The following is a 26360-nucleotide window of genomic DNA, read 5'->3' as shown; positions in this document are numbered from 1 at the left end:
CGTTCGCCGCCGGAGCCCTTCGCCACGCGTGGAACACAGCACGCGTGAAGATGCCCGGCGGGCTGATCACCACCAGGATCGATGAGCGATTTTCTGTTCGACCCCGGGGTGAGCGACTTCTGCTCGCGCGCGTTCCCGGCGGGCTGGACGGTCGCCTTCTTCCGGCTCGCACCGAATGGGGAACAGATGCTGAACAGACGGCGGTTGCTGGCGATGGGCGGCGGTGTGGCGACGGCCGGCGGTGCGCTGCTGTGGTGGGGGCAGAGCGCGGCGGGTGCCGAGGCGGGCGCGTCGGACGCTCCGGTCTCCGACCCCCACGCCCATCACAAGGGCACGGCGGCACCGGCGACGGCCGAGCCGACGGCGGGGACCGGCACGCCTCCGCCGCACACGGCGTTCTCGGAGAAGCTGCCGGTGCCACGGGTGCTCAGGCCGGTGTCCTCGTTCGGTGACACCGATGTGTACGAGCTGGCGATGCAGCACGGGCGGGCGGAGTTCTTCCCGGGCCGTCCCACACCGGTGCTCACCTTCGGCGGGCAGTTCATCGGTCCGACGATCCGTGCCAAGGCCGGTCGTCGGGTGAAGGTGCGGTACGTCAACCGGCTCGACCGGGCGGCGACCGTGCACCTGCACGGCGGGCACGTGCCGCCGGGGAGCGACGGCTTTCCGATGGACCTGCTCGAACCGGGCACGTCCCGGGTCTTCGACTACCCGAACCGGCAGCAGGGCGCGACGCTCTGGTACCACGACCACACGTGTTCCAAGGAGGCCGAGCACGTGTACCGGGGGCTGGCCGGGTTCTATCTGATCGAGGGCCGGGACGAAGCGGAGCTGGGGCTGCCCCGGGGCGCGTACGACGTGCCGATCATGATCCGTGACGCGCGTTTCGACGAGAACGGGGGCATGATCTTCGAGCCGAGTCCGCTGCCGACGACGCTGCACGTCAACGGTCGGCAGAAGCCCTACTTCCAGGTGGACGCGCGCAAGTACCGCTTCCGGGTGCTCAACGCGACGCTGCACCGGAACATCGAGCTGGACCTGGGTGGTCTGGACATGGTGCAGATCGCCGGCGATGGTGGGCTGTTGCCGGAGCCGCTGCCCCGCAAGAAGATCATGATCGTGCCGGGTGAGCGGGTCGAGATCGTGGTGGACTTCTCGGCGCAGGCCGTCGGCAGCAAGCTGGTGCTCAACGATGTGTGCGACGGCGCCGACGAGCCGGTGATGCGGTTCGACGTGACCCGTCGGGTGGTCGACCGGAGCCGGGTTCCGGGCAGGCTGCGTGAACTGCCCGCGCTGCCGGCCGCGACGGTCGAGCGGGACGTGAAGCTGTCGTTCTCGCCCTCGGGCGAGGAGTTCGCCATCAACGACAAGACGTTCGACCCGAACCGGGTCGACACGCGGATCGTGGAGGGCACCACCGAGATTTGGCGGGTCACGAACACCGACCCCGCTGACACTCCGTTCGGCCCGGTCAACCACACCTTCCACATGCACCTGGTGCCGTTCCGGGTGCTCGACCGGAACGGCGGGCCGCCGCTGCCGGGCGAGAACGGGCTGAAGGACACGGTGCTGGTGCGGCCCGGTGAGACGGTGCGGGTGCAGGCCACGTTCAGCGGCTACAAGGGCCGCTATCTGTACCACTGTCATCTGCAGGAGCACAGTGACATCGGGATGATGGCGCAGATGGAGATCGTCTGACGCTTCGTCGCAGCGGTGCCGTCGTCGGTCCCGGTCCCCTCGTCGGGGGCCGGGACCGTTGTCGTCTCACCGGACGAGCGTGAGGCCCGAGCGGTCGAGGGCGGGCGTGGCGGGGCGGGGCGTGCGGCGGGCCAGCAGGGTGGCCGGGATCGACAGCATGACCGCGGCCATGATCCCCGCGATGAACCAGCCGTCGGCGTCGTGCTCGGCGGCGTAGGTCGCGGCGGCGGGGCCGACGGCGCCGAGGACGGCGCCGGTGACGGCGTTCGGCAGGCCGACGCCCAGGGCGCGGTTCTGCGCCGGGAAGATCTCGGTGAGCAGCTTGGGCAGGACCGAGGTGACGCAGACCAGGTAGACCACGCCGGAGCCGTACGCGAAGAGGAGGCTGGTGAACGTGCCGGTCATCGTCAGGTACGAGACGGAGCCGGTCACGGAGAACAGCACGCCCGCGCCGACCAGGAGGCGGGTGGCTCCGATCCTGTCGGCGAGCAGGCCGATGGGCACGTTGAGGACCATCATCAGCGCCGTGGCGGTCACCACGGCCCACAGCATGGTGCCGGGCGGGGCGAGACGGCCGCCGAGGGCGGGGACGACCGACGGCCAGGTGCCGCCGACGGCGCCGCTGCCCGCGACCAGCAGGACGGCGAGCAGCACTTGGCGGCGGTGGGTGGAGAGGACCTGGCGCAGCGAGCCGCGGTCGCGGCGGGTGCGGACCTCGCGTTCGAAGACCGCGGTCTCGGCGAGGCGGCTGCGCAGCATGAGCAGGACGAGGCCGAGCAGGCCGCCGACGAGGAACGGCACCCGCCAGCCCCAGTCGGCCATCGTGGCCGGGCCGAGCGCGGCGGTGAGGACGGCGCCGAGGAGGGAGGCGGTGAACGCGCCCGCGCAGGTGGTGAGCGAGAACAGGCTGCCGTAGGTGGACTTGCGGTGGTCGGGGGCGACCTCCATGAGGTACGTGGTCGCCGCGGGCCATTCGCCGCCGTGGGAGATGCCCTGCGCCATGCGGGCGAGGAGCAGCAGTACGGGGGCGAGCAGGCCTATGTGGGCGTGGCCCGGGGTGAGGCCGATGAGGAGCGATCCGCCCGCCATGAGGGAGACGGCGAGCATGAGGGCGGGGCGGCGGCCGCGGCGGTCGGCGTAGCGGCCGAGGAGGATGCCGCCGAGCGGGCGCATGAGGACGCCGACGCCGAGGACGGCGAAGACGCCGAGGAGGGAGGTGAGGGCGTTGTCGGAGGGGAAGAACTGGGCGGCGAACAGCGGTGCGAACAGGCCGTAGCCGAGCCAGTCGAAGGATTCGATGAAGTTGCCGACGACGGTGGCGGTGACCGCGCGGCGGTGGTCCTTCTTCGGTGGGTGCGCAGACATGGTGGGCCGTTTCTCGGTCGGCGGTCAGACGGCGGCGGCGTAGCCGTGTGCGGTGATGCGGCGGCCGGCCTCGTCGTAGTAGTCGGGGGCGGTGGGGAGGGCGGTCGCCAGGCCGCTGACGTAGCGGTTGTACATGCAGAAGGCGGCGGCGATGAGCACGGTGTCGTGCAGGTGGGTGTCGGTGGCGCCGGCGGCGCGGGCGGCGGCGATCGTGGTGTCGTTCACCGGTGCGGCCTGGGCCTGGACCTCGGCGGCGACGCGGAGCAGGGCCCGTACGAGGGGGGTGATGTCGGCGGTGTCGGGGTCGTGCCGCACTGCCTCGACCAGGGTGGCGCCGCCTTCGAGCTGGGCTGCGGCCGCCGCGCCGTGGGTGTCGGCGCAGAAGCGGGTGGCGTTGAGCTCGGAGACGTACGCGGCGATCAGTTCGCGCTCTCCCCGGGTGAGGGGCGACGGGCCGCGCAGCAGGGTGTCCGCGAGGTCGTTGAGGGGGATGGCCGTGTCGGGGCGGTCGGTCATCAGACCGCGGATGCCCGGGAGGTCGTTGGCTAGGGTGATGTGCGGCACCGGTGGGTCCTTAGCTGGTCGGGACGGAGGTCGCGGCCTCATCCTGGACACGCGGGATCGGTCGTCGCCAACTTCCTGAGTGCCGAACTGAGTTGAGGGGATCCTTCCGGGTCGGGCGGGGTGCGGGGAGCGGGGGACCGGCCGGTGGGGTCAGCGGCGGTTGCGGCGGGCCTGCTTGCTGACGGCCTTCCACTGGCGGCGGGTGTCGGCCATCTCCGCCGGGTCCTCGCGGCGCCTGCGGTAGGCGATCTCGCCCTGGAGCTTGTGCCAGGTGGCCAGCCGGGCGGCGGGCAGCGTGCCGGCGCGGGCGGCCTCTTCGACGGCGCAGCCCAGGTCTCCGTCGTGTCCGCAGTCGGTGTAGCGGCAGTACGGGGCGAGGGCGGCGATGTCGGTGAACACGTCGTCGACGGCCGAACGGCCGGCGGCGACTTCGAGGGAGCGGATGCCGGGGATGTCGAGGAGGACTCCGCCGGAGGCCAGCAGGTGCAGGCGTCGGGTGGTGGTGGTGTGCCGGCCGCCGGACCTGCCGACGGTCGCGACCGCCTCGTCGGTGCCTTCGAGGGCGTTGAGCAGCGAGGTCTTGCCCGCGCCCGACGGGCCGAGCATCACGGCCGTCGTGCCGGGTCCGAGGTGGGCGCGGAGAGTGTCGAGGCCCTCGCCGGTGCGGACGCTGACGGGCAGGACGGGGATGCCGGGGCTGAGGAGTTCGGCGGCGGCGGCATCCCGCACTCCGCCGTCGTCGGTGGTGTCGCTCTTGGACAGCACGAGGACGGGCTGGGCGCCGCTGTCCCAGGCCATGACGGAGAGGCGCTCCACCATGGCTGCGTTGAGGCCGCCGGCGAGGGGGACGACGATCAGGACGGTGTCGATGTTCGCGGCGAGGACCTGACGGCCCTGGCCCGCGGAGCCCGCGCGGGTGAGGACCGCGCGGCGTGCGGCGACGGCGGCGATCCGGCCGTCGGGGCCGAGTTCCACCCAGTCGCCGGCGACCGGGGTGACCGGCAGCGTGGGGGCGATGTCCGCCGCGTGGGCGGTGAGGGTGCCGTCGGGGGCAGCGGCCAGCACCTCGCACCGGGTGCCGTGGTGGACCACGACGCGGGCCAGGGCGGTGCCGGTGGCCGGGTGGGGGTCGCCGTCGGTCCAGCCGAGGTGCGTGAGGGCGGAGGCGGGGGTCAAGGTGTCGGTCACGGGGTGTCCTCGGTGATGAAGCCGGTCCAGGTGCGACGCAGGCGGTCGCCCGCCGTGGTGTCGACGCGCTGGACGGCGTGCATGGTGTGGGCGCGGAAGACGACGAGGCGGTTCGGCCGGGGCAGGATCAGCGTCGGGTGTCCGGCGGAGTCCACGAGCGCGGCGCCGTCGGCGGCGTCGGGGCGGGACTCCTCGTCGAAGACGGCCAGGCCGCCGCCCCAGTCGCTGTCCCAGGCGCGGTGCGTGAAGTACACGTACGCGCCGATGCGGCCGGCGCCCGCGTCGTTGTGCCAGCTGAGCCGGGACCCGGCCGGGTAGCCCCAGGCGCTGATCGTGAGGGAGAGGTGTTCGGCGCGGCCGGGCGCGGCGAGCAGGTCGAGGTGGGCCGTGATCCGCTCCTTGACGGCGCGCTGCCACCTCGGTGTGTCGTCGGCGTTCCGTGCGAGGTCCTGGCGCTCCTCGCCGCCCCGGTAGGCGAAGCCGTCGTACACCGGGTCGATCGTGCTCAGGACGGGTTTGAGGCTGATGCGGGTGAACGCCTCGGCGGTGGCCTCGAAGTCGGCGGCGGGCAGCAGGTCGTCGATGACGACGTACCGCTCCCCCGCGGAGTGCACCCGCGCCCGCGGGTTCGTGGCCGGTGCGGCGAGGAGGGCGGAGAGGTTCATGCGGCGGTTTTCCTTCCGGATCCGGCCAGGCGGGCAGCGGGGACGCACAGCACGGCGAGCACCACGCAGATGCCGAGGAAGACGGTGTCGTAGTGGTCGGCGAACAGGCCGCCGAGGAGCATGCCGACGGGCACTCCGGCGGCGTTGACGAAGTTGTCGACGGAGCCGAGGCGGGAGAGGTACCGCTCGGGGACCTCGCTCTGGTACGTGGTGTCCCAGACGATTCCGCAGGCGGCGGTCGTCAGTGCGCACAGCGCGAACGCGGCGCCGAGGACGGCCGTCGGCAGCTGGTCGCGCAGGGTCAGCGCGACGAACTGCAGGACCGCGCCGAGGGTGACGACCACCGAGGCGGCCTTCCACGGGTGCTGCCTGCTGGTCGACATGACGGCGAGGGAGCCGAGCAGGGAGCCGACGGCGAGGCAGGTGGCGAGAACGGACCAGGCGCCGGTGCCGCCCAGCGAGTCGACGGCGACGACCGGGCCCGCGACGGCGGTCAGTCCGATGCCGAGGGAGACGACGAACCACAGGGCCATGCCGAAGGAGAACCACGGGTAGCGGGCCATGACGGCGAAGCTCGCGCGGAAGCGGGCGTCGGGAGTCTCGGCCGGGTTCGGCCCGGCGGCCGCCTCGGACGGGGCGGGGGGCGTCCGTGCCGGCGTCGTGCGTCGGACGGGGGTGCGCAGCCGCGCCAGGCGGACCAGGCAGACCAGGTTCACCGCGAACGACACCACGTCCAGCCACAGGATCCACGCGAAGCCGACCGTGCCCATCAGCACGCCTGCCAGGACCGGGCCCAGCAGGAAGCCGACGTCCGCGACCAGCGACAGCAGCCCGTTGGCCCGCTGGAGCCGGTCCTCCGGGACCAGTTCGGGGGTCAGGCCGATCTGGGCCGGGTTGTACAGGGCGGTGCCCGCCCCGTACAGCGCCGCGGACAGGCACAGGTGCCAGCTCTGCAGGTGCAGTGGGCTGATCGCCACGACCGCGAGCCCGCCCTGCGCGACCAGGCGCAGCACGTCGGCGCCGATCATCACGCGGACCCGGTCGTGGCGGTCGGCCAGCCGGCCGCCGGTGGCCACGAGGAGGAAGCGGGCCGCCCACAGGGACAGCAGCACCCAGGTCAGCGCGGCCGCCGAGTGGGAGATCTGGTAGGCCGCCAGCGCGAACGCGACGGGGACCGGGGCGTCGCCGATCCTGGAGACGACGTGGCCCGTGAAGAACGTCGCGAAACGGGGATCGCGAAGTGTCGCGGCCTGGTCCTTGAGGGTGGCGGTGGGCACGGGGCGGGTCATCCTTCGCAGATCAGGAAGTCGTGGCGGGCCCCGAACGCGAGCAGTGCGCGCAGCTCGGCGTCGGGCAGTCCGCCGTCGGCGGCGAGCTGGTCGAGGGTGAGGGCGCCGCCCCGGGCGAGGAGGGCGACGGTGCGCTCCAGGCGGCGGTCGAGACGGATGCGCCGTCCCATCGTGGTGATGGTCAGGTGCTCGTCGCCCGTGGTGACGTACGGGGGGAAGCGGCTGGCCCAGCGGATCCTGGTGGTGGCGCTGAACTCGCCGGTCAGGGCGCTGCGGAGGGAGGCGCCGGGTCGGCGGTCGGGGCGCAGGGCGAGGCGGCCCGCGAGGTAGTCGAGCTGGTCGGGATCGCCGGCGTCGGCTCGCGGGGCGGGGGCGGGGGCGGTGCCGGTGGTCGTGGCGACGAGGGCGCGGGCCGCGCTGATCTCCTCGCGGACGTCCGCGAACGGCTCGTACCCGACCGTCAGGTGGACGGTCAGCTCGCCCGTTCCTGAGACCCGGTGCGCGGTGTCGCGCGGCACCGACAGGCACGTGCCCGGGGTGAGGACGCGGTCCAGGCTGCCGGGGGCGAGGTCGCGGGCGCGGGCGCCCACGCGGCTGTCGACCTCCCAGCGCTTGGTGCCGAGCAGCTGCAGGACGAGCGCGTCGTGGTCGTCGCTGTGGACGTCGAAGGCGGAGTTCGCGCCCGCCGTGATGTAGCAGTTGACCCAGGCGCGGGCGCGCAGCTGGTACTCGAACGCCTCGCAGAGCAGCATGATCCGCTCGTCGAGGGTTTCCAGGTGGCTGATGACGAGGGTCGCGCCGCGCTCGACCGCGCTGTGCAGATAGCCGGGGACGAGGGCGGTGTGCAGGATCTCGCCGTCCCCGACGCGGGAGCGCATCCAGCGGCTGCGGTCGACCTGGCGACCGGATTCGACGAGCCGGAAGTTGGTGGCGAGCGCCCCGGGCCGGGCGAGCGCGGACCAGACCCCGGCCAGCAGGGCCTCGCACGCGGCGTCCGCGTTCTCGGTGGGCTCGTGGAGGCGTACGCCGCCGGCTGGTGGGAGGTCGTCGGCGCCGAGGCCGGTGAGGAGGTCCTGGGCGTGGGCGAAGGCGTCGAAGGGGGCGTGGGCCGCGGCGGGGGCGGTCGGCGCGGCGGGGGCGGTCGTGGTGGTGGGGGCGGTCGTGGTGGTCATCGGGCGATCACCGCCCCGGTGGCGTGCAGGGCGCGGGCGATGCGGTCGCGCTCCGTCGCGTCGAGCGCGGCCGGGAGCGCGGCGGCGAGCTGGTCGAGCGTGAACGGGGCGGTGGAGGCCGTCGCCTCGGTCAGCCGGTCGAACGCCTCGGCCTCCACGCCGGGGACCGTGAGGGTGCGGCCCCGGGTCACGAGGATGCTGCCGGTGGCGTCCGGGTGCGGCACGGCCGCGAGGACGCCCGGCCGGGCCCAGCGCAGCGGGGCGCCGGGGGCGGGGGTGGTGCGGGACAGCGCGGCCGGGTGCGGTCGGCCGAGGCGACCGGTGGTCCGCAGGCGCAGCTGGTTCAGGGTCAGCTCGTGGGCGACGCGTGCGAGGAGGGGGGATTCCGCGGGCCCGGATGCGGGGGCGAAGGCGGGGGCCGGCGCGCCGACGCCGGCGGGGGTGGGCGCGGGGGCCGGCGCGGCCGGGGTTCCCGCGGGCACGGGGAGCTGCTTCACGGGGGCGTGGCCGCGGGGGGCCAGAAGGGATTCGGCGGTGGCGAGGAGGGCGTCGGCCGGAGGGTAGGGCGGGAGGGCGGCTCGGGGCGGGGCCGCTCGCCAGAGCGCGTCGGTGATCAGGGTGCGCGTCTTCGCGGGGTACGGGGTCAGGCCGAGGAACGCCGACGGGCCCAGGTTGCGGAACACGTGGTACGTGTCCCGCGGGATGCACAGGAAGTCACCGGGCCGCAGGAGGTGGCGCTCGGCGGTGTCGAGGTGCGCCTCGATGTCGAAGGTGATGCGGCCGAACGACGGGTTCGGCGTGATGCCGGAGGCGTCGAACGGCTGGTCGTGCCAGACGAACACCTCCTTCGGGCTCGGCCCGAGGTGGAAGATGAGGGACGGCTCGGAGTCCTTGTGGATGCCGAACGGGGTCCAGCCGGAGTGGGCGACGAAGGTGTACACGTCGGTGCCCGAGACCAGCTCGTGGACGCCCTCCGCGTCGAGTTCTCCGACGATCTCGGCGACCTCGGCGGCCAGCTCCAGGTTCCAGCTGGAGACGTCGTTGACGGCCAGGCACTCCTCGTCGCTCTCGGCCACGCGGGTCAGCCAGTCGACGGCGCGCTCGTCGTCGGCCGGCGGCGTGGTCACGAAGCGCTGCGTGAGCCGGTAGTCGAACGCGCCCGGACGGAACGCCCGCAGGCGCAGCTCGCCGGGCGCGTGCCGGGTGGCCGTGCGCAGGCTGTCGTCGATCAGCCGAGCGAGGCGTCCGGGGTCCTCGACCAGGCCGGGGAGGAAGACCGTGCGGGTGAGGTCCGGGGCGTGGGCCGCCGCGAACGCCTTCCAGCTCTTCGTGTCGATGCTCATCCAACTCACCACTCGTTCGGGGAAAACGGCCGACGCGGCCGGTGCCCTCGCTCGGGGCTACCGGCCGCGTTGCGGTGCGGGCCTCAGTGGCCGACGTCCTGGCGCGGACCGAACTCGGCCTCGAAGTCGTAGTTGTCGTCGTCGAGGATCTCCATGACCAGGTTCTTGTCGTTCTCCATGGAAGTATTTCCTTTCCGTTTTTCGTGGGGTGTCGTTCCCGCGGCAGTCGGGTTCGACAAGGGGAGCAATTCAGTGGAATCGAGCGGGCCCGTCCGGCAGGGATTCGTTTGCTTTCCGGTCCGTTCTGGAAATGACTCTGGCACGGCTTCGAGAGTGTTGTCAGCACTTTTCGATGGCACAGAATTGCCTGGCATCGTTGTGTCAGACGAGGCCGCTGCGGGCGGCTTCGAGACCGAGCTGGAAACGGCTGCGGGCGCCGAACTGCTCGGACAGCTGGGAGATGAGCCGGCGTTCGCTGCGCAGCGAGATGCCGAGGCGCCGGGCGGCGGCTTCGTCGGTCAGTCCTTCCGCGAGGTGGCGGAGCAGGGCCCGTTCCTGGGGGGTGCACCCCGGCGCGCCGGGCACGGGCGTCGCCGGCAGTGGTTCGGCTGCGTCCCACAGGTGCCGGAACAGTGCGCGCAGGCCCGCCAGCACACCCGGTTCGTGAAGCAGCACGACGCCGTCCCGCGGTGCCGCCGGGTCGAGCGGGAGGGCCGCGTCCGCTCCGTCCGCGAGGCTCAGCAGCACCGGTGGCGAGGGCAGGAGCCGAATCTCCGCCCCCGCCGCGGCCAGGTGCCGCAGTTCCTCGGTGGGGTCCGTGGCCAGGATCCGTACGCTGACGCCGCGTGTCGCCGTCTCCCTCAGCAGGGGCAGGTCGAGCCGCCACGGGTCGTCGGCGTCCGCCGCGGGGGAAGGTGCCAGGGCGAGGAACTCGTCGGTGGCTCGGGCGGCGAGGTCGGCCTGTGTCCTGCGGACGGCCTCGGCTCCGGCGAAGCGCTCCGTCCCTCCGTCGGGCAGCGGTTCCCGGCCCAGCGCCGTGTACTCCGTGAGCAGGTCGGCGACCGCGGCCCGGGTCGCGTCGATCTCCAGCTGGGTGCGGGCGAGTTCCGACTGCCGGCGTTCCAGCAGGGCGCCCAGACCGGCCCGGGGCGGCACCAGCCGGTCCGGGGCCGGTGCGTCGTCCGCCGTCGCCGAGCGCAGCAGCGCGAGGTCGGCCAGGGTGTCGAGGGCCCGGGTGACGGTGTGCCGGTCGGCGTCCAGGGCTCCGGCCAGCCGGTCCACGCCCCAGGCCGGATGCGTCAGCATCAGCCGGTAGACGGCTTCCGTGCCCGAATCCAGTCCGAGAACCTCCAGCATCAGAAACCCCCCTGAGTCGTCTGCGGGTACCGGGCACATGCGTGCCACGGCATGTTCGTGGCCGGTGCCGGCTCTGGGACCGGGCCGGGTGGGTGCGGCACACTCGGTGCGTGCACCTCGTCGAGTTCGCGTTCACCAAGCCGCCGGATGCGCCCGAGGCGTCCCACGACGCCCTGGTGGCCGCCTTGTGGGCGGTGTGCGGGCCTGACGACGGCGTGGAGCACGTGCGGGTTCACACCAGCCGGGCCGGTGCCCGGGGCGCGGCGTTCTTGCTGGCCCCGGACGGCGCGCACGCCGTCCAGCGGTGTCGCGCGGTGTGCCAGCGCGCCCTGGCGGGCTCCCCGGTGCTGCACGGCTGGCGGCTGGTGCGGCCCGCTGTCGTCTGAGAGCGCGCGGCACGGGGCGGAGCCTCGCGGGGCCGGGTCCTGGGAGGCGGAGCGGCGCGACGTGATCGCAGTGGTACGACCACCTGCCGAAGTCTCCGCGTTCCGCGAGCTGTTCCTTGCCACGTCCTCATTCTTGGACTAGCGGACGGCCGGACGCTTCTCCCTGTGTGCGGAGCTGCGGACCGCGGCACGGGACGAGGTCCGCACGCCAAGAGTTGGCCGCCCGGACCGCGGCTCCCGACGATGGGTCGTTCCGTATCGCTGCCGAGACGACGAGGACCCACCGATGCCCCACATCGAGATCACCAACGACCTTCCCGGCATCAGCGGGCTGATGGCGCAGCGCCCCGACACGGGCCGGGTGCTGTCCGCCGTCGCCGAGACGCTGCTGCGCAGCGGCCCCTCCCCGCTCTCCCGGGGCGAGCGCGAGCTGATCGCCGCGTACGTCTCGCACCTGAACCGCACCGCCTTCTGCGCCGACTCGCACGGCGCGTTCGCCGCCGCGCAGCTCGACGGTGGTGCCGAGCTCGTCGACGCGGTGCGTGCCGACGTCGCCACCGCCCCGGTCTCCCCGCTGCTCAAGGCCCTGCTCGGGGTCGCGGCCGAGGTGCAGGCGAAGGCCGCGCCGGTGACCGACGAGGCGATCGCGGCGGCCCGGGCGGAGGGTGCGACCGACACCCATCTGCACGACACGGTGCTGATCGCCGCCGCGTTCTCGATGTTCAACCGGTACGTGAACGGGCTCGCGACCGATGTCCCGGCGGACCCGGCGTTCTATGACGTCGCGGCCGAGCTGATCGTCGAGCACGGGTACGGCGCCGCCCTGGCGACGTGACCCGAGCGGGTCGCTCCCGGGCGGCCCGACCCGGTCCGGTCCTGTTCAGCTCCCTTCCGCCCGTTCCGTTCCGTTCTGCCCTTCCTGTTCTGTCCCGTCCTTTCAGTTCGTCGTCCGAGGAGGCGTCATGGGGTGGACCACCGCGCACGTTCCCGACCAGAGCGGCAGGACCGCGCTGGTCACCGGTGCCTCCGCGGGCATCGGCTTCGAAACCGCCCGGGTGCTCGCGGCACGCGGGGCGCACGTCGTCCTCGCCTGTCGGGACACCGGGCGAGGCCAGGCCGCGGCCGGGCGCATCGACGGCAGCACCGAGGTCGTCCCGCTGGATCTGACGTCGCTCGCCTCGGTGCGGCGGGCGGCCGGGATCGTCCGCGAGCGGCACCGGCGGCTCGACCTGCTGGTCAACAACGCCGGGGTGATGTTCCCGTCGTACCGGCGCACCGAGGACGGCTTCGAGGCGCACCTGGGCGTCAACCACCTCGGGCACTTCGCGCTCACCGGGCTGCTGATCGACCTGATGACCTCGGTGCCCGGCTCCCGGGTGGTGACGGTCGCGAGCCTCGCGCACCGGGTCGGCTTCGGCCGCTTGGACGAGGTGGCCGCCCGGTCCTCGACCGGGCGGCGGTCCCTGACGGCGTACGGGCGGTCGAAGCTGGCGAATCTGCTGTTCGCGCGGGAGTTGCAGCACCGGCTCGCCGTGGCGGGCGCGGCGACCGTGTCGGTCGCCGCGCATCCCGGGCTGTCGCCGACCGCCCTGTGGCAGGGCGATCCGCCCGCCCTGGCACGGCCGCTGGCCGCCGCGGGGATGCGGTGGCTGGCCCAGCCGGTCGAGGCGGCGGTCCTGCCGTCGCTGCGTGCCGCCGTCGATCCGGCGGTGCGCGGGGGCGCGTACCTCGGCCCCTCGGAGCGGTTCGGTGGCCGCGGCGCGCCCGAGCCCGCCCGCTCCAGCAGGGCGGCGCGGAGCGGGGCGGAACAAGGGCGGCTGTGGACGCTGTCGGAGCGTCTGACCGGGGTCCGGTACGCGTGCGGGCCCTCGCTCCTCGAAGCGCCCGCGCCGGTGGCGGAGGTGGCGCCCGCGCCCGCCGTCGTGGCGTGCCCGGTGATGGGCGGGCGGACATGAGCGGGGGCGCGGGCGTCGACACGACGGTCGGGGAGGGCCGGGGCGGGGCCGCGCAGAGCGTGACGGCCGGAGTGGGCGTGGCGGCCGGGGTCGGTTCGGGCATCGAGCGGCCGGAACGGTTCAGGCCGGTGGCGGCCTGGGCCTGGATGTGGCGCAGCTTCGACGTGGAGCTGCCGGACGTCACCGGCGCGGCGTGGCGGGCGGAGCCGGGCACGGAGGCGGTCCCGGCTCGCGCGGCCGAGGCGGCCGCGTACGCGCGGTACACCGCTCACGGGCCCTGGTAGCGGAGCGCGCGACCCGGCGGACCGGCCGCCGGGCACGGAGCGAGCGGGCCGGCGGGCGGCCCGGTGGCGCGGCCCGTCGGGAGAGGGCCTCGGGGTGCGTCCGGCCGGGGAACCACGCGCCTTCCCTCTGGGAAAGCGCGTTCTCCGGGGACGACTTCTCGAAGTCGCGATCCGGGCTTCCTCCATCGTGCTGCGTGCGTCTTCCGGACGGTGCGCGGGGTCGGGAGGGGCCTAGCGTGGCGCCACGACACACCCCCACCCCCCGTCTGGAAAGGCGACCCGCCATGGCGCAGACCACGCAGCGGCCCGCTCCGGCCCGGTCCCGGCCGCAGGAGTACCCGGCCGGGAGATCCGGCTCCGGCGACCCGAGCTCCTCGTTCTTCTTCAACGGCCATGTGCCGCGCCGCCGTGCGCTGGTGATCGGCGTCAGCGCGCTGTTCGGCTTCGCGCTCACCGTGGTGTGGTCGGCGCAGTTCGTCGACAAGACCATCGGCGACACCATCGCGGACACGCTGCTCGGGCACCCGGCCAAGGGCACCCCGATAGCGGGCGCGCTCGCCGGGCTCGTGTTCGCGCTGGTCACCGGTGTCGCGGGGACGTTCACCGCGTGCAACGTGGCCGTGTTCAGCGCGCTCGCCCCGCTGACCGGTGCCCAGGCCACCTCCCGGCGGGGGCGGATGGCCGCCGCGCTGCGGCCGCTCAGCCGGCTCGCACTCGGCGCGGTCGCGGTGTCGGCGGTGTACGGCATGGTGGTGGGCGTGCTCGGTACGGGCATGCCGCAGTTCGACGAGAGCCAGGGGGGCGGCGGGTTCTCCGGGCGGCTGATCCAGGCGATGGTGGTCTACGGGCTGCTCGGCGCGGTCATGACGTACCTGGGCCTCGCGGCCCTCGGGGTGGTGCGCGATCCGCTGGCGCGGGTGACCCGGGCCTGGCCGGACGCCCCGATGCTGTTCATGGGCGGGCTGATCGGCGCGTTCCTCATCGGACGGCCCTTCCCCTTGTTCCGCCAGCTGTTCCGGGATGCCGCCGCGAGCCGCAACTCGTTGTACGCGGGGCTGGAGTTCGCGCTGCAGAGCCTCGGCAACATCCTGGTGATGGGGCTGGTGTTCCTGCTGGTCACCGGCTTCTTCGGGGACCGGCTGCACCGGTGGCTGACCCGGCGGCCGAGCCGGGCGTCGGCGCTGATGGCGGCGGCGTTCATCGCGGCCGGCGTGTTCATGATCCTTTACTGGGACGTGCGGATGCTGGCCCGGCGTGACCTCATCTGGTACCCGCTGGCCCCCTGGGCCGCCTGACGGGCCGCCGGACACGGGAAAGGCCCGGCCGGATCTCCCCGGCCGGGCCTTTCGCGTGCGGCCGCCGCTCAGGCGGCGAGGGCGGCGGAGCCGGCCGTGGCGATGGCGGTGACGAGTTCGCCCGCCGCGTCGACGATGTCGAGCGAGGTCAGCTCGGGCTCGTCCAGGACCGGCACCAGGTCCGCGAGAAGCTGGGCGAAGCGTCCGTCGTTCTCGTACGTCATCGCCAGGTCGCCCTCCCACAGGGCGGCGCGGACGCGGCGGGCGGTGAGGATGCCGTCGGCCTCGGTGGAGGCGAGGAGCAGCTCGGCGACCCGCCTCTCCAGCGGGGTCGGTGCCCAGGCGCCGGCGCGGAGGTCGGCGACGAGTGCCTCGACGCGGCCGCGGGCGCGGTCGGTGGCGACGGGCTCCAGGAAGAAGGGGTTGCCGAGGTGGGTGGGGACGGGGGCGGCCATGGTGGTCCTCTCGTGGGGCGGATGGGCGGGTGACGCCACGGCTGGGTGTCAGCCGAGTCCGGCCGCGGTCCGCAGGGCGGCGGCGCGGTCGGTGCGCTCCCAGGTGAAGTCCGGCAGCTCGCGGCCGAAGTGGCCGTAGGCGGCGGTCTGGGAGTAGATCGGGCGGAGCAGGTCGAGGTCGCGGATGATCGCGGCCGGGCGGAGGTCGAAGACCTCGCCGATGGCCCGCTCGATGAGGTGGAGCGGTATCTCCTCGGTGCCGAAGGTCTCGACGAAGAGGCCGACGGGCTCGGCCTTGCCGATCGCGTAGGCGACCTGCACCTCGCAGCGGGAGGCGAGGCCCGCGGCGACCACGTTCTTGGCGACCCAGCGCATGGCGTAGGCGGCCGAGCGGTCGACCTTGGACGGGTCCTTGCCGGAGAAGGCGCCGCCGCCGTGGCGGGCCATGCCGCCGTACGTGTCGATGATGATCTTGCGGCCGGTGAGGCCGGCGTCGCCCATCGGGCCGCCGATCTCGAAGCGCCCGGTCGGGTTCACCAGCAGGCGGTAGCCGTCGGTGTCGAGCTTGATGCCGTCCTCGACGAGCTCCTTGAGGACGTGCTCGACGACGAACTCGCGGATGTCGGGCGCGAGCAGCGAGTCGAGGTCGATGTCCGAGGCGTGCTGCGAGGAGACGACGACCGTGTCGAGGCGGACGGCCTCGTCGCCGTCGTACTCGATGGTGACCTGGGTCTTGCCGTCGGGGCGCAGGTACGGGACGGTCCCGTTCTTGCGGACCTCGGTGAGGCGGCGGGAGAGCCGGTGCGCCAGGTGGATCGGCAGCGGCATCAGCTCGGGGGTCTCGTCCGACGCGTAGCCGAACATCAGGCCCTGGTCGCCGGCGCCCTGCTTGTCGAGCTCGTCGCCCTCGCCCCTCCGGGAGGCACCCTCGACCCGCTTCTCGTACGCGGTGTCCACGCCCTGGGCGATGTCCGGGGACTGCGACCCGATGGACACCGACACGCCGCAGGAGGCGCCGTCGAAGCCCTTCTTCGAGGAGTCGTAGCCGATCTCCATGATCGCCTCGCGCACCAGCTGCGCGATCGGCGCGTACGCCGTGGTGGTGACCTCGCCGGCGATGTGGACCTGGCCGGTGGTGATCAGCGTCTCGACCGCCACCCGTGCCTGCGGGTCCTGGGCGAGGAGCGCGTCGAGGACGGTGTCGCTGATCCGGTCGGCGATCTTGTCGGGGTGTCCCTCGGTGACGGACTCCGAGGTGAACAGACGTCTGGTCGCGGTGCGGGTCATGTCAGGCAGCCTTCACAAGGTTCGTCTCGGCCTCGCGGGCGGCGCGCACCCCGAGGAGGGACCGGTACAGGAGCAGCGCGGCGACACCCGCGGTGGCGTAGAGCAGGCTCATGCCGACGGCGGGGACGAAGGCCCCGAGGGTGACGCACAGGGCCGCGACGAGCAGGCCGACGCGCGCGTTGAGGGCGTAGGCGGCCATGTACTTGGTGCGGGCCTCGGGGTCGATGAGGTCGGCCAGCAGGGCCTGGCGCACGGGGACGCTGGCGATCTCGCCGACGGTGAGCAGCACGGCGGCGGCGATCAGCACCCAGCCGGAGTTGCTGACGGCCCAGATCATGTAGCCGACGATGAAGACGGTGATCCCGCCGTACAGCCGGGTGCGTTCGTCGATCCGCCCGAGGAGGGTCTTGGCGGCGAGGATGAGGGCGACGACCAGGGCGGCGTTCACCGCGCGCAGGACGCCGAGGATCGCCGTGCCGTCGACGTCGAGGCCGAAGGACCCGACGTCGAGGAGGGTCTGGCGGGGGAACTCGTCGGCGAGCCGGACGGCGATGTAGTAGCCGATCTGCATCTCGACGGCCGCGATCAGCGCGGCGGCGGCCAGCTGCCGCAGGAAGACCCGGTCACGGGCGACGGCGAGATAGCCGCGGACCATCGCGGCCGGGCCGGACGCGCCCGCGGCACCGGTGGCGGGCGCGGTCTCGCTGATCCACCGCCACATCACCGTCGTGGTCAGCAGACAGAGCACGGCGGCGCCGGTCAGCAGCTGAAGGAAGTGCCCGTCGTACAGGAAGCCGCCGAGGAGCGCGCCGACGGTGAAGGCCAGGTTGATAGACCAGTAGTTGATCGTGTAGACGAGCGGGCGGTTCTCGGGGGTGGAGACGTCCACCATCATCGCGTCGGCCGCCGGGGTGGCCAGCTGTGAGCAGCAGGTGTTCAGCAGGAACAGTCCGAAGGTCGCGGGCCCCGAGCTCCACCAGGGTGAGTTGGCGAGGGCGAGGAGAGCGAAGGTGAGGGTGGCGCCGAGCTCGCCGGCCACCATGACCGGGCGTCTGCCGTGGACGTCGGCCAGGTGGCCGCCGAGGAAGTTGGCCACGATGCCCGCCGCCGCCACGCAGACCGTGAGGGCGCCCGCGACGGCGGCGCCGTACAGGGCCGCGAGGTGGATGACGAGCAGCGGCATCAGCATGATCGAGAGCAGCCGCTGGACGAAGCCGACGCCGAGGCGGAGGCGGATGTTGGGGTGCAGGGAGCGCAGGGTGAGGGCGGTCCGCGTGTCGTCCGTCGCCTTCCTCGGCTCCGGCGCGCTCATCGCAGACTCCGCGGCAGGCGGATCTCGTCGGCGAGCCGGCCGCCCTTGCCCCAGTGGTCGGGGTCCACGTCCCGGATGATCACGGTGACGGCTTCGTCGGGGCAGCCGGAGACGCGGGTGACGACATCGGTGATGCCGGCCACGAGGTCTCTGCGGCTCTCTCGGTCGTTGCCCTGCCACCAGTTGACGGTGATCACCGGCATGTCAGCGGTCCTTTTCTGCAGAAGACGGCGAAGAGCGCGGAATATGTTTCCGGGGTGCGGGCACAGGCGCGGCGGCTCGAGAATCTCCCGCCGTCGGCCGGTCGGCAAGCGGCGGTCGGAGAAGCGGCACGACTTGAACAAGTCATGGATTTTCCCGGTCCCTTTTTCCGTGGTCCCGGACATCGAGTTGGTGAAGTCGCGACGCAATTCCAGGAGGTCTTGCCGTCGATTTCCGGCCGTGGTGTGATCAGCGCCGTCCTGCCCGGCCGGTCCCGTCCGACCTCCGCCGGGTGTTCTCCCGTGACGGGACGGCCCGGTGCGTCCGATGCCCGCGCGGCCCCGCCCGTCACGGGAGCCCCGGACTCCCGACCCGCTCGGAAGGAATGCTGGTGTCCCTCTTCGACCTACGCAGGATCGGCGGCAGGATCGGCGCGGAGGTGAGGGGCGTCGACCTCTCCACCGAGCTGTCGGACGCCGTCTTCCGGCAGATCCACGACGCGTTCCTGGAGCACAAGGTCCTGTTCTTCCGTGACCAGGACATCACCGACGCCCACCAGCTCGCTTTCGCCGCGAGGTTCGGCCCGCTCACCGCCCCGCACCCGATGATGCGGACGATCGACGGCACCCCTCAGGTGATCCCGGTGGACGGGGAGGACCAGCGTGCCGATCACTGGCACACCGACGTCAGCTTCACCACCGCCCCGTCGCTGGGCACGAGCCTGCGCAGCGTGGTGCTGCCGCCCTACGGCGGGGACACGATGGTCGCGAACGCGGCCGCCGGGTACCGGGACCTGCCGGCGGAGCTGCGCGCGATAGCCGACGGGCTGTGGGCCGTGCACACCAATCACGCGGAGCAGCCGCGGCTCGGCACCGAGCGCGGGGAGAAGGTTCGGGAGGCTTTCCTGGCCCGCCGGTTCGAGGCCGCCCACCCGGTGGTGCGGGTGCATCCCGAGTCCGGTGAACCGAGCCTGTTCCTCGGCGGTTTCGCTCAGTGGCTGGTCGGGATGACCCCGCGCGAGTCGCGGCCGATCATCGACGTGCTGCAGTCGTACGTGCGACGCCCCGAGAACACCGCGCGGTGGTCCTGGCGCCCGGGTGACGTGCTGATCTTCGACAACCGCAGCACCCAGCACTACGCGGTCAACGACTACGACCGCCACCAGCGGGTGCTGCACCGGGTGTCCATCGACGGCGACGTGCCGGTCGGTCTCGACGGCAAGCGCAGCTACGCCCTGCGGGAGGGCGAGTGAGCACCGCGCCCGCCACCGCGCCCGCCGGCCCCGGCGACGCGCCCGTGTCCGCCGCCGGTCCCGCGGAATTCGCCGCGCGGCTGCGCCGCCGGGAGCCGCTGCTCGGCTACTGGATCGCCCTGGACAACCCGGCCGGGACCGAGCGGATCGCCGGTCTCGGCTACGACTACATCGGCGTCGACGGCCAGCACGGCGTGCTGCACCAGCCCGGCTGGCAGTCGGCGATGCTGGCGGTCGACGCCCGCGGCCGGTCCGCCGGGGTGATCCGGGTCCCGTCGCCCGACCCGGTCGCGATCGGCGTCGCCCTGGACACCGGGGCGCGCGCCGTGATCGTCCCCATGGTGGAGAGCGCCGAGCAGACCGAGACCGTGGTCCGGGCCTGCCGGCACCATCCGAAGGGCACCCGCAGCCTGGGCGGCCCGGTCCGGGCCGAGGTGCGGCTCGGGTCGGTGCCCGCCGAGATCGACGAGCAGGTCGCCTGCGTCGTGATGATCGAGACGGCGGCCGCGCTGGACGACCTGGAGGCCATCTGCGCGACCGAGGGGCTGGACGCGGTGTACGTCGGTCCCGCCGACCTGTCGGCGGCTCTCGGAGCGCGCTTCTTCGGCGACCCGGCCGCGGCGGACGCGTTGGAGGCGGCGCTGGTGCGGATCAAGGACGCGGCCCGGCGCAACGGCATCGCCTGCGGCATCCACGTCCTGGACGGCGAGAACGCCGCGAAGCGGCTCGCCGAGGGGTTCACCTTCGCCACCGTCTCCAGCGACATCACCCACCTTCAGCAGGCCGCCGCCGCGCATCTGGCCGCGGCCCGCGGCCTCGGCACGGCCTGACCACACGGCCGGAGAGGGGAAACCGTGACGACAGAGCTCAGCACGCGGGCGTCGGCCGGGTCGGTGGACGACCTGGTCGGGCGGACGCCGCTGCTCGACGTGCCGCTGCCCGGACTCGGCGCGTCGGTGCGGTTGCTGGCCAAACTGGAGATGGCCAACCCGCTGTCCAGCGTGAAGGACCGGGCCGCGCTGTTCATGATGCGGGCGGCCGAGGAGGCAGGGCTGCTGCCGCCGACCGGCGGCACCGTCATCGAGTGCTCGTCGGGCAGCACGGGCATCTCGCTGGCCGCGCTGTGCGCCCGGCGCGGTCACCGCTGCGTCATCGTGATGCCCGACAACGCCACCGAGGAACGCCGTCTGATCCTGCGCGAGCTGGGCGCCGAGGTGCACCTCGTGCCGGCCGGGGACGGGCTGCTGGCCGCCTGGGCGTACGCCGAGGAGCTGCAGCGGACCGTGCCCGGCTCGTGGGTGCCGCACCAGGACCGCAACCCGGCCAATCCGGCGGCGCACTACGCGACGACCGGGCCGGAGATCTGGCAGGCCCTCGGCGACCGCATCGACGTGCTGGTGTGCGGGGTCGGCACCGGCGGCACCCTCACCGGCACCGCCCGCTATCTGAAGGAACGCACCGCGCTGCACGTGGTGGCCGTCGAGCCGGCCCGCAGCGCCGTGCTGTCCGGCAAGGAGGCCGGGCCGCACGGCATTCCCGGCATCGGCGCCGGATACGTCTCCGAGATCACCGACCTGTCCCTGGTGGACGAGGTCGTCGCCGTCACCGACGAGGCGGCCGCGGCGACCACCCGGGAGGTCACCCGCGCCACCGGCGTGCCCGTCGGCGTCTCCTCCGGGGCCGCCGCCTGGGCCGCCCGTACCGTGACCGCCCGCTCCCGCTGGGCGGGCGCGACGGTCGTCACCGTCTTCCCCGACAGCGGGGAGCGCTACCTGTCGACGGCCCGCTGATCCGTCGTCTCCTCACGAAAGACAGGCAGACATGTGCCGGATCTTCGGTTACTTCAACGCGACGGCGACGCCGCACGAGATGCGCGCCGTCGCCGCCCTCCAGCGGCACGGCGGCCCGGACGCCACCCGGACCGCGCGGGCCCCCGGCTGGGGCCTCGGCAGCAACCGGCTCGCCGTCGTCGACCTGGACGGCGGGGAGCAGCCGTACGGCCGGGGCGGCCGGGTGCGGGTCGTGTTCAACGGCGAGATCTACAACCACGAGGAGCTGCGGGCCCGCCTGGTGGCGCGCGGCCACGACGTCCCCGACCGCTGTGACGGCTCGGTGCTGCCGGCGCTGTACCTGGAGTACGGCGAGGAGTTCACCGACCACCTCGACGGCATGTACGCGCTGGCGCTGGTCGACGAACGCGGCCCGGTGCCGCGGCTGCTGCTGGCCACCGACCACATCGGGATGAAGCCGCTGTACCTGCGCTGGGACGCGGCGGAGCGTTCCCTGCGCTTCTCCTCCGAACTGCCCGCGCTGTTGGGCTTCGGCGGGATCGGCGCCCGGGTGCGGGAGTCGGCGCTCGACGCGTACCTGGCGACCAGGACGCCGTTCGGCACGCGGACCGTGTACGAGGACGTGGACGTCCTGGCGCCGGGCACCACCTGGGTGTGCGAGCTCGGCGGCACCCCCCGGGTGCGTCGGCGGCCCGCCGACGCGGCCGGGGGGCCGGTCCCGGACGGCTTCACCGCGGCCCGGCGGGTGCGCAGGACGCTGCGCACGGAGGTGGGCCGGCTGCTCGTCGCCGACGTGCCGGTGGCCCTGATCACCTCCGGTGGTCTGGACTCGAGCCTGGTGACGGCGCTCGCCGCCGAGCGGGGGCCGGTGGACACCTTCAACATCGCCTACCGGGGGGCGTGGCCGTTCGACGAGCGGCACTTCGCGCGGGAGGTCGCCGAGCGGGCCGGAGCGGCACACCACCAGGTGGAGATCGACCCGGCGGACTTCCCCGCGCTCCTGCGGGACACCGTGTGGCACCTGGGCCAGCCGAACGCCGACCCGATCGCGCTGAGCACGTACGCGCTGTTCCGGGCGGTGCGCGAGGCCGGATTCACGGTGGCGCTGACCGGTGACGCCGCCGACGAGGTGTTCGGCGGGTACGAGCGGATGCGGGTGGCGGCCGAGCGGTCCGCGGCGGGCGAGGAGTGGTCGGCGGGGTATCTGGACGCGTTGTCCGCCGCCCCGGCCGCGCTGCGGGCGCGCCTGTACACCGCCGACTACCGGGCCCACGTCGCGGCCGATCCGGCGCTGCCCGCCGCTGTCCTGGCCGACCTGCTGCACGGCCCCGGCACGGTCCTGGACCGGATCACCCGGTTCGAACTGGAGCAGCGGCTGCCCGCCTACCACCTGCGCCGGGTCGACCACCTGAGCATGGCTTCCTCGGTGGAGGCACGGGTGCCGTTCTGCCAGCGGTCGGTGGTCGCGCTCGGCTCGGCGCTCGCGGACCACCAGCGGATCCAGGGCGGACAGGTCAAGCGGACGCTGTACGCGGCGGCGGCGGGGCTGCTGCCGGAACGCGTCCTCGGCCGTCCGAAGCAGCCGTTCACGCTGCCGGTGACGGCGATGCTGCGGCCGGGCACCTCGCTGTGGGAGCTCGCCCGGGACCTGCTGGCGGCCGGCCGGCTCGGGGAGCGCGGCCAGGTGGACGGCGCGGCGGTCGATGCGCTCTTCACGGCGCAGGCCGAGCGGCCGGACGACGGCGCCGCGCTCGCGCTGTGGGCGCTGCTCGCCTACGAGGTGTGGCACGAGCAGTTCCGCCGTCCGGTGGCCCTCCCCGGGATCGCGCCGGTGGCGTCGGACGGGCCGCGGACGCTGGCGGTGGCGGCGTGATCGGCCATCTCGCGTACGCGGCGGGCAGTCCCTGCCCGACTTTCGTGCTGGACGCCGGACGGCTGCCGCGGGACGACGAGGCGCTGCTCGCGCACCTCGCCGAGGCCCGCCGCTACCTGGTGTCGGCGGGCGGCGCGCATGTGCTGAAGATCGCGCTGGTGGAGCCGTCCGCACACCCCATGTTCGATCTGGACTACCGGTTCGTGCAGGCGCTGCCCGGTGCCCCCGACCGGTTCGACCTGCGGGGTTCGTGCGGTCATTCGATCCTGTCGGCGGTGGTGGCCGCGGCCCGTTCGGGAATGCTGCCGCGGCTGGTGCCGGGGGGGCGGATCCGTGTCCAGGTGCTCAACAACGGCGACAGCGTGGTGTGCGAGGTCGACCGGGTGGAGCGGGACGGGGCCGCTTTCACGGTCACCTTCGTGCAGTCGGCGCCGGTGCCGTTCGGTGAGCTGCTGCCCGCCGGGGCGCCCCGTACACCGCTGGTGGCGGGCACCGACCGGACCGAGGTGTCGCTGGTCGCGAGCGCCAACGCGTACGCCTTCGTGGACGCCCGCGACCTCGGGGTGCCCGACCAGGCGGCGCTGTTCGGTGCGGGCGACGGACTCCTCGGCCGGCTGGAGGCGTTGCGGGAGGCCGCGGCCGACCGGCTGGGCTGGCCGACCGACGGGGCCTTCCCGAAGATCGCGGCGGTGCTGCCCGCCGAGGACGGCGGGATCGCGGCCCGGGCCGTGACGGTGCCGGGGTGGCACCCGTCGATCGCGCTGACCGGGGTGGTGTGCCTGGGGACGGCCGTACGGATCCCGGGCACCGTGCCGTGGCGGATCGCCCGCGAGAACGGGGCCGACACCGGGCTGCTGGAGATCGCGACGACGGGGGGCCGGACGGCCGTCACGGCGGTCACGGCGGCACCCGGCGCGGCCGACGGCGAGGGCGCCCTGCTGTGGGCGACCGTCGCACGCAAGAGCGTCACCTTCCAGGGTTCGTTCGTCCTGACGCCCCTGAGCCATCTGCAATTCGAGGAGGTCGCCCAATGCCTGGCGTTGTCGGGGGCGGCATGAGACCGCTGTTGACGGCCGAGCTGCGCGCCCGGTTGTCCGAATCCGCCGACACGGCCGATCCGGCGGGTGAGCCGGACCGTCAGGTGCTGGCCCTGCTGCGTGCGAGCGGTCTGCTCGGCACGGCCGTGCCGGTCCGGCACGGTGGTGCGGGCGGCGACGCGGCGGCGGTCAACCGGGTCGTCGCGGAGATCGCCGCCGTCAATCCGTCGGTGGCGATCGTCGCGTTCCAGCATTTCGCCGTGAGCGCCAGGATCGCCGAGTGGGGCACCGAGGAGCAGCGGGAGCGCTGGCTTCCGGGGCTCGCCGACGGAAGCGTGCTGGCCGCCTCGGCCTGGAGCGAGACGGGCGCGGGGGCGGCGAAGCGGAACCTGTCGAGCACCGGGACGCGGCTCGCCGACGGGCGGTGGCGACTGGACGGCTCGAAGGCGTTCGCGACCGGCGCCGGGGTGGCCGACGTCTATCTGGTGCTGGTGCGGACGGCCGCCGAGGCGCCGTCGGCGGTACCGGACGGGTACGGATCGGACGGGCAGACCTTCTTCCTGGTCGGTGCGGACACCCCGGGCGTGGTCCCGGAACTCGGTTTCGGGCTCGCCGGGATGCGCGGTTCGGCGACCGGTCTGGTCGCGCTGGACGACTGCGTGGTCCCGGACGCCGACCGGCTCGGGCCGGCCGGTGGGGCCGCCTCGGTGATCGCGGGAGTGCGGGAGTCGGGCGCCAGCCTGGGCGCGGTGTCGGTGGGCATCGCCCAGGGCGCGTTCGACCTGGCCGTACAGCACGCGGAACACCACGGGCTGCTCGCGCTGCCGACCGTGCGGCACCGGCTGGTGGAACTGGCGACCCGGCTCGAGGCGGCACGGTCCGTGGTGGACCGGGCGGGGGCGCGGACCTCGGCCGATCCGGGTCTGACGACGCTGCACAGCAAGCTGCACGCGAGCGTGGCGGCCGAGGAGATGTGCCTCGACGTGGCGCGGATGCTCGGCTCGGCCGGGTACCGCGACGGGGCGCGGATCGCGCGGCTCCTGGCCGACGCGCGGGGCATCGCGTTCATGGGTCCGACCAACGACCTGTGCCGGGACCTGGTGGCGGCGTCGTGGACGGGCTGAGCGCGGTGCCCGACCTCGTGGTCAGCGGTCGCCGGCTGGTGACGCCGGACGGGGTGCGTGCGGGTCACGTGCTGATCGCCGACGGGCGGATCACCGCCGTGACCGGCGCCGACACCGCGCCGGCGCACGTCGAGCGGATCGACGCGGGCGACCACTACGTGCTGCCGGGCCTCATCGACTCCCACGTGCACTTCCGCACGCCGGGTCTGACGTACAAGGAGGACTGGGAGCACGGCAGCCGGGCGGCGGTCCGCGGCGGTGTCACCACCGTGATGGACATGCCGAACACGGTGCCGCCGACGCTCGACCCGGCCGCGGTGGCGGAGAAGGCCCGGCTGGTGGCGGGCCGTTCGCTGGTGGACCTGCGTTTCCACATCGGGCTCGACCCGGCCAGGCCCGAGCTGCTGGCGGAGCTCGATCCGGCGGTGGCGACGAGCGCGAAGGTGTTCATGGCGGGCCACCACACGGCGCCGACGGTGGTGCGCGACCCGGTGGTGCTGGAGCGGGCGTTCGCCGCCGCGGCCGAGGGCGGGGTCCAGCTGGTCCTGCACGCCGAGGACGACGGCCTGTTCGCGCTGCTCGACGCCTGGTGGGGCGATCCGGGCAGCTATCTGGAGTACGAGCGGCGCCGTCCGCGCACCGGCGGCATCGTCGCCGTCGCCAAGGTCATCGAACTGGCCCGGCGGTACGGCACCGCCGCGCACATCCTGCACCTGTCGAGCGTCGAGGAGGCCGACCTGGTGTGCGCGGCGCGGGCCGCCGGACATCCGGTGACCTTCGAGGTCACCGGCCACCACCTGTCGTTCACCGACCAGGACACCCGCAGGCTGGGGGCACGCACCCGGCTCTCGCCCTCGATCCGCGGCCAGCTGGACCAGGACCGGCTGTGGCGGGCGCTGGTCGAGGGACAGGCCGCGACGCTGGGCAGCGACCACGCGCCGCACACCGTCGAGGACAAGACCCGCTCGGTCGCCGACTCGCCGCCGGGGCTTCCCGGCGTGCAGGAGCTGGCGGTCGCCGTGTGGACGGGAATGCGCCGCCGCCGTCCCGACGAGGATCCGGACGTGGCGGTGACCCGCCTGGTGCGGCACCTGTCGCAACTGCCCGCCGAGTTGTTCCGGCTGCCGGGCAAGGGGCGGATCGCGCCGGGCGCCGACGCCGACCTGGTGGTCTTCGCGCCGGACACGCCGTGGATGCTCTCGGCCCACGACGTGGAGAGCAAGTGCGGCTGGTCGGCCTACGAGGGCTGGACGTTCACCGGCCGGGTCGAACGCACCCTGCGGGCCGGGCGGACCGTGTGGGACGCCGCGTCGGGGACGTTCGGCGCGTACGACGGCCGGCTGCTCGGGGCGGCGCCGGTCTTCGGGGACACGGGCCTCGGAGACACGGGCCTGGGAGACACGGGCTCGCGGTCCGCGACGGACTGGGACACGACACCGACGGCGGCGTTCGCCGCACGGGAGGGATGA

Annotated in this window: 25 protein-coding genes; 13 read left to right on the top strand and 12 right to left on the bottom strand. The window is 73.7% G+C overall.

What is annotated here, in order from left to right; translation table 11 throughout:
• Positions 1-81 precede the first annotated feature (81 nt).
• Complete coding sequence (locus ACF1ED_RS33390; RefSeq protein WP_391766954.1) at positions 82-1698, top strand: multicopper oxidase family protein; 1617 nt, start codon at positions 82-84, stop codon at positions 1696-1698.
• Between the two features lie 66 nt (positions 1699-1764).
• On the opposite strand, the gene ACF1ED_RS33385 is transcribed toward ACF1ED_RS33390, so the two are convergent.
• From ACF1ED_RS33385 to ACF1ED_RS33350, 8 genes are all read right to left on the bottom strand, one after another.
• Positions 1765-3063, bottom strand: coding sequence for an MFS transporter (locus tag ACF1ED_RS33385; RefSeq protein WP_391766952.1), 1299 nt, complete (start codon positions 3061-3063; stop codon positions 1765-1767).
• A gap of 24 nt (positions 3064-3087) precedes the next feature.
• Positions 3088-3627 carry a carboxymuconolactone decarboxylase family protein gene (locus ACF1ED_RS33380; protein ID WP_391766950.1) on the bottom strand — a complete coding sequence of 180 codons (540 nt, stop codon included), beginning with the start codon at positions 3625-3627 and terminating at the stop codon, positions 3088-3090.
• Between the two features lie 150 nt (positions 3628-3777).
• Positions 3778-4815 (bottom strand): ribosome small subunit-dependent GTPase A, encoded by a 1038-nt coding sequence (rsgA, locus tag ACF1ED_RS33375; protein WP_391766949.1) that lies wholly within the window; start codon positions 4813-4815, stop codon positions 3778-3780.
• Positions 4812-5480 (bottom strand): 2OG-Fe(II) oxygenase, encoded by a 669-nt coding sequence (locus ACF1ED_RS33370; RefSeq protein ID WP_391766947.1) that lies wholly within the window; start codon positions 5478-5480, stop codon positions 4812-4814. Before ACF1ED_RS33370 ends, rsgA begins: the two co-directional genes overlap by 4 nt.
• On the bottom strand, positions 5477-6757 hold the full coding sequence (locus tag ACF1ED_RS33365; RefSeq protein WP_391766945.1) for an MFS transporter: 1281 nt from the start codon (positions 6755-6757) through the stop codon (positions 5477-5479). Before ACF1ED_RS33365 ends, ACF1ED_RS33370 begins: the two co-directional genes overlap by 4 nt.
• An 8-nt stretch (positions 6758-6765) precedes the next feature.
• Positions 6766-7941 carry a JmjC domain-containing protein gene (locus ACF1ED_RS33360; protein WP_391766943.1) on the bottom strand — a complete coding sequence of 392 codons (1176 nt, stop codon included), beginning with the start codon at positions 7939-7941 and terminating at the stop codon, positions 6766-6768.
• Positions 7938-9284: a hypothetical protein gene (locus ACF1ED_RS33355; protein ID WP_391766941.1), complete on the bottom strand. Its 1347-nt coding sequence runs from the start codon at positions 9282-9284 to the stop codon at positions 7938-7940. The genes ACF1ED_RS33360 and ACF1ED_RS33355 overlap by 4 nt, the downstream gene beginning before the upstream one ends.
• 381 nt (positions 9285-9665) lie before the next feature.
• On the bottom strand, positions 9666-10640 hold the full coding sequence (locus ACF1ED_RS33350; RefSeq protein ID WP_391766939.1) for a hypothetical protein: 975 nt from the start codon (positions 10638-10640) through the stop codon (positions 9666-9668).
• Positions 10641-10750: 110 nt separating this feature from the next.
• Between ACF1ED_RS33350 and ACF1ED_RS33345 the strand changes: the two genes are divergently transcribed.
• The 5 genes from ACF1ED_RS33345 to ACF1ED_RS33325 all read left to right on the top strand — a co-directional run bounded on the left by ACF1ED_RS33345 (position 10751) and on the right by ACF1ED_RS33325 (position 14560).
• Entirely contained in the window at positions 10751-11026 is a 276-nt protein-coding gene (locus tag ACF1ED_RS33345) for a hypothetical protein (RefSeq protein WP_391766937.1), read from the top strand.
• Between the two features lie 286 nt (positions 11027-11312).
• Positions 11313-11861, top strand: coding sequence for a carboxymuconolactone decarboxylase family protein (locus ACF1ED_RS33340; RefSeq protein WP_391766935.1), 549 nt, complete (start codon positions 11313-11315; stop codon positions 11859-11861).
• 127 nt (positions 11862-11988) lie between these two features.
• A complete protein-coding gene (locus tag ACF1ED_RS33335; RefSeq protein ID WP_391766933.1) occupies positions 11989-12981 on the top strand; it encodes an oxidoreductase in 993 nt (330 codons plus the stop codon).
• A complete protein-coding gene (locus ACF1ED_RS33330; protein ID WP_391766931.1) occupies positions 12978-13265 on the top strand; it encodes a hypothetical protein in 288 nt (95 codons plus the stop codon). Before ACF1ED_RS33335 ends, ACF1ED_RS33330 begins: the two co-directional genes overlap by 4 nt.
• 284 nt (positions 13266-13549) lie before the next feature.
• The gene (locus ACF1ED_RS33325) at positions 13550-14560 is read left to right on the top strand and encodes a hypothetical protein (protein ID WP_391766929.1); all 1011 of its coding nucleotides are present in this window, start codon (positions 13550-13552) and stop codon (positions 14558-14560) included.
• Positions 14561-14628: 68 nt separating this feature from the next.
• On the opposite strand, the gene ACF1ED_RS33320 is transcribed toward ACF1ED_RS33325, so the two are convergent.
• The 4 genes from ACF1ED_RS33320 to ACF1ED_RS33305 are packed head-to-tail and all read right to left on the bottom strand — an operon-like array spanning position 14629 to position 17817.
• Positions 14629-15015 carry a hypothetical protein gene (locus ACF1ED_RS33320; protein WP_391766927.1) on the bottom strand — a complete coding sequence of 129 codons (387 nt, stop codon included), beginning with the start codon at positions 15013-15015 and terminating at the stop codon, positions 14629-14631.
• A 48-nt stretch (positions 15016-15063) separates the two neighbouring features.
• The gene (gene metK, locus ACF1ED_RS33315) at positions 15064-16302 is read right to left on the bottom strand and encodes a methionine adenosyltransferase (protein ID WP_391766925.1); all 1239 of its coding nucleotides are present in this window, start codon (positions 16300-16302) and stop codon (positions 15064-15066) included.
• Position 16303: 1 nt separating this feature from the next.
• On the bottom strand, positions 16304-17614 hold the full coding sequence (locus ACF1ED_RS33310) for an MFS transporter (protein WP_391766923.1): 1311 nt from the start codon (positions 17612-17614) through the stop codon (positions 16304-16306).
• Entirely contained in the window at positions 17611-17817 is a 207-nt protein-coding gene (locus tag ACF1ED_RS33305) for a 4-oxalocrotonate tautomerase family protein (protein ID WP_200428832.1), read from the bottom strand. The genes ACF1ED_RS33310 and ACF1ED_RS33305 overlap by 4 nt, the downstream gene beginning before the upstream one ends.
• A 389-nt stretch (positions 17818-18206) precedes the next feature.
• Here ACF1ED_RS33305 and ACF1ED_RS33300 point away from each other — a divergent pair, with 389 nt between their 5' ends.
• The 7 genes from ACF1ED_RS33300 to ACF1ED_RS33270 are packed head-to-tail and all read left to right on the top strand — an operon-like array spanning position 18207 to position 26360.
• On the top strand, positions 18207-19067 hold the full coding sequence (locus ACF1ED_RS33300; RefSeq protein WP_391766921.1) for a TauD/TfdA dioxygenase family protein: 861 nt from the start codon (positions 18207-18209) through the stop codon (positions 19065-19067).
• Positions 19068-19111: 44 nt separating this feature from the next.
• Complete coding sequence (locus ACF1ED_RS33295; RefSeq protein ID WP_391766976.1) at positions 19112-19897, top strand: HpcH/HpaI aldolase/citrate lyase family protein; 786 nt, start codon at positions 19112-19114, stop codon at positions 19895-19897.
• A gap of 24 nt (positions 19898-19921) precedes the next feature.
• Positions 19922-20857, top strand: a complete 936-nt coding sequence (locus ACF1ED_RS33290; protein WP_391766919.1) for a PLP-dependent cysteine synthase family protein — start codon at positions 19922-19924, stop codon at positions 20855-20857.
• A 31-nt stretch (positions 20858-20888) separates the two neighbouring features.
• Entirely contained in the window at positions 20889-22730 is a 1842-nt protein-coding gene (asnB, locus tag ACF1ED_RS33285; RefSeq protein WP_391766917.1) for an asparagine synthase (glutamine-hydrolyzing), read from the top strand.
• Complete coding sequence (locus tag ACF1ED_RS33280) at positions 22727-23788, top strand: PrpF domain-containing protein (protein ID WP_391766915.1); 1062 nt, start codon at positions 22727-22729, stop codon at positions 23786-23788. Before asnB ends, ACF1ED_RS33280 begins: the two co-directional genes overlap by 4 nt.
• Entirely contained in the window at positions 23785-24891 is a 1107-nt protein-coding gene (locus ACF1ED_RS33275) for an acyl-CoA dehydrogenase family protein (protein WP_391766913.1), read from the top strand. Before ACF1ED_RS33280 ends, ACF1ED_RS33275 begins: the two co-directional genes overlap by 4 nt.
• Complete coding sequence (locus tag ACF1ED_RS33270; protein ID WP_391766911.1) at positions 24879-26360, top strand: dihydroorotase family protein; 1482 nt, start codon at positions 24879-24881, stop codon at positions 26358-26360. The genes ACF1ED_RS33275 and ACF1ED_RS33270 overlap by 13 nt, the downstream gene beginning before the upstream one ends.

It is taken from the genome of Streptomyces sp. NPDC014656, from assembly GCF_043084305.1.
Taxonomy (GTDB): domain Bacteria; phylum Actinomycetota; class Actinomycetes; order Streptomycetales; family Streptomycetaceae; genus Streptomyces.
This window is presented reverse-complemented; position numbering and strand designations above follow the sequence as displayed.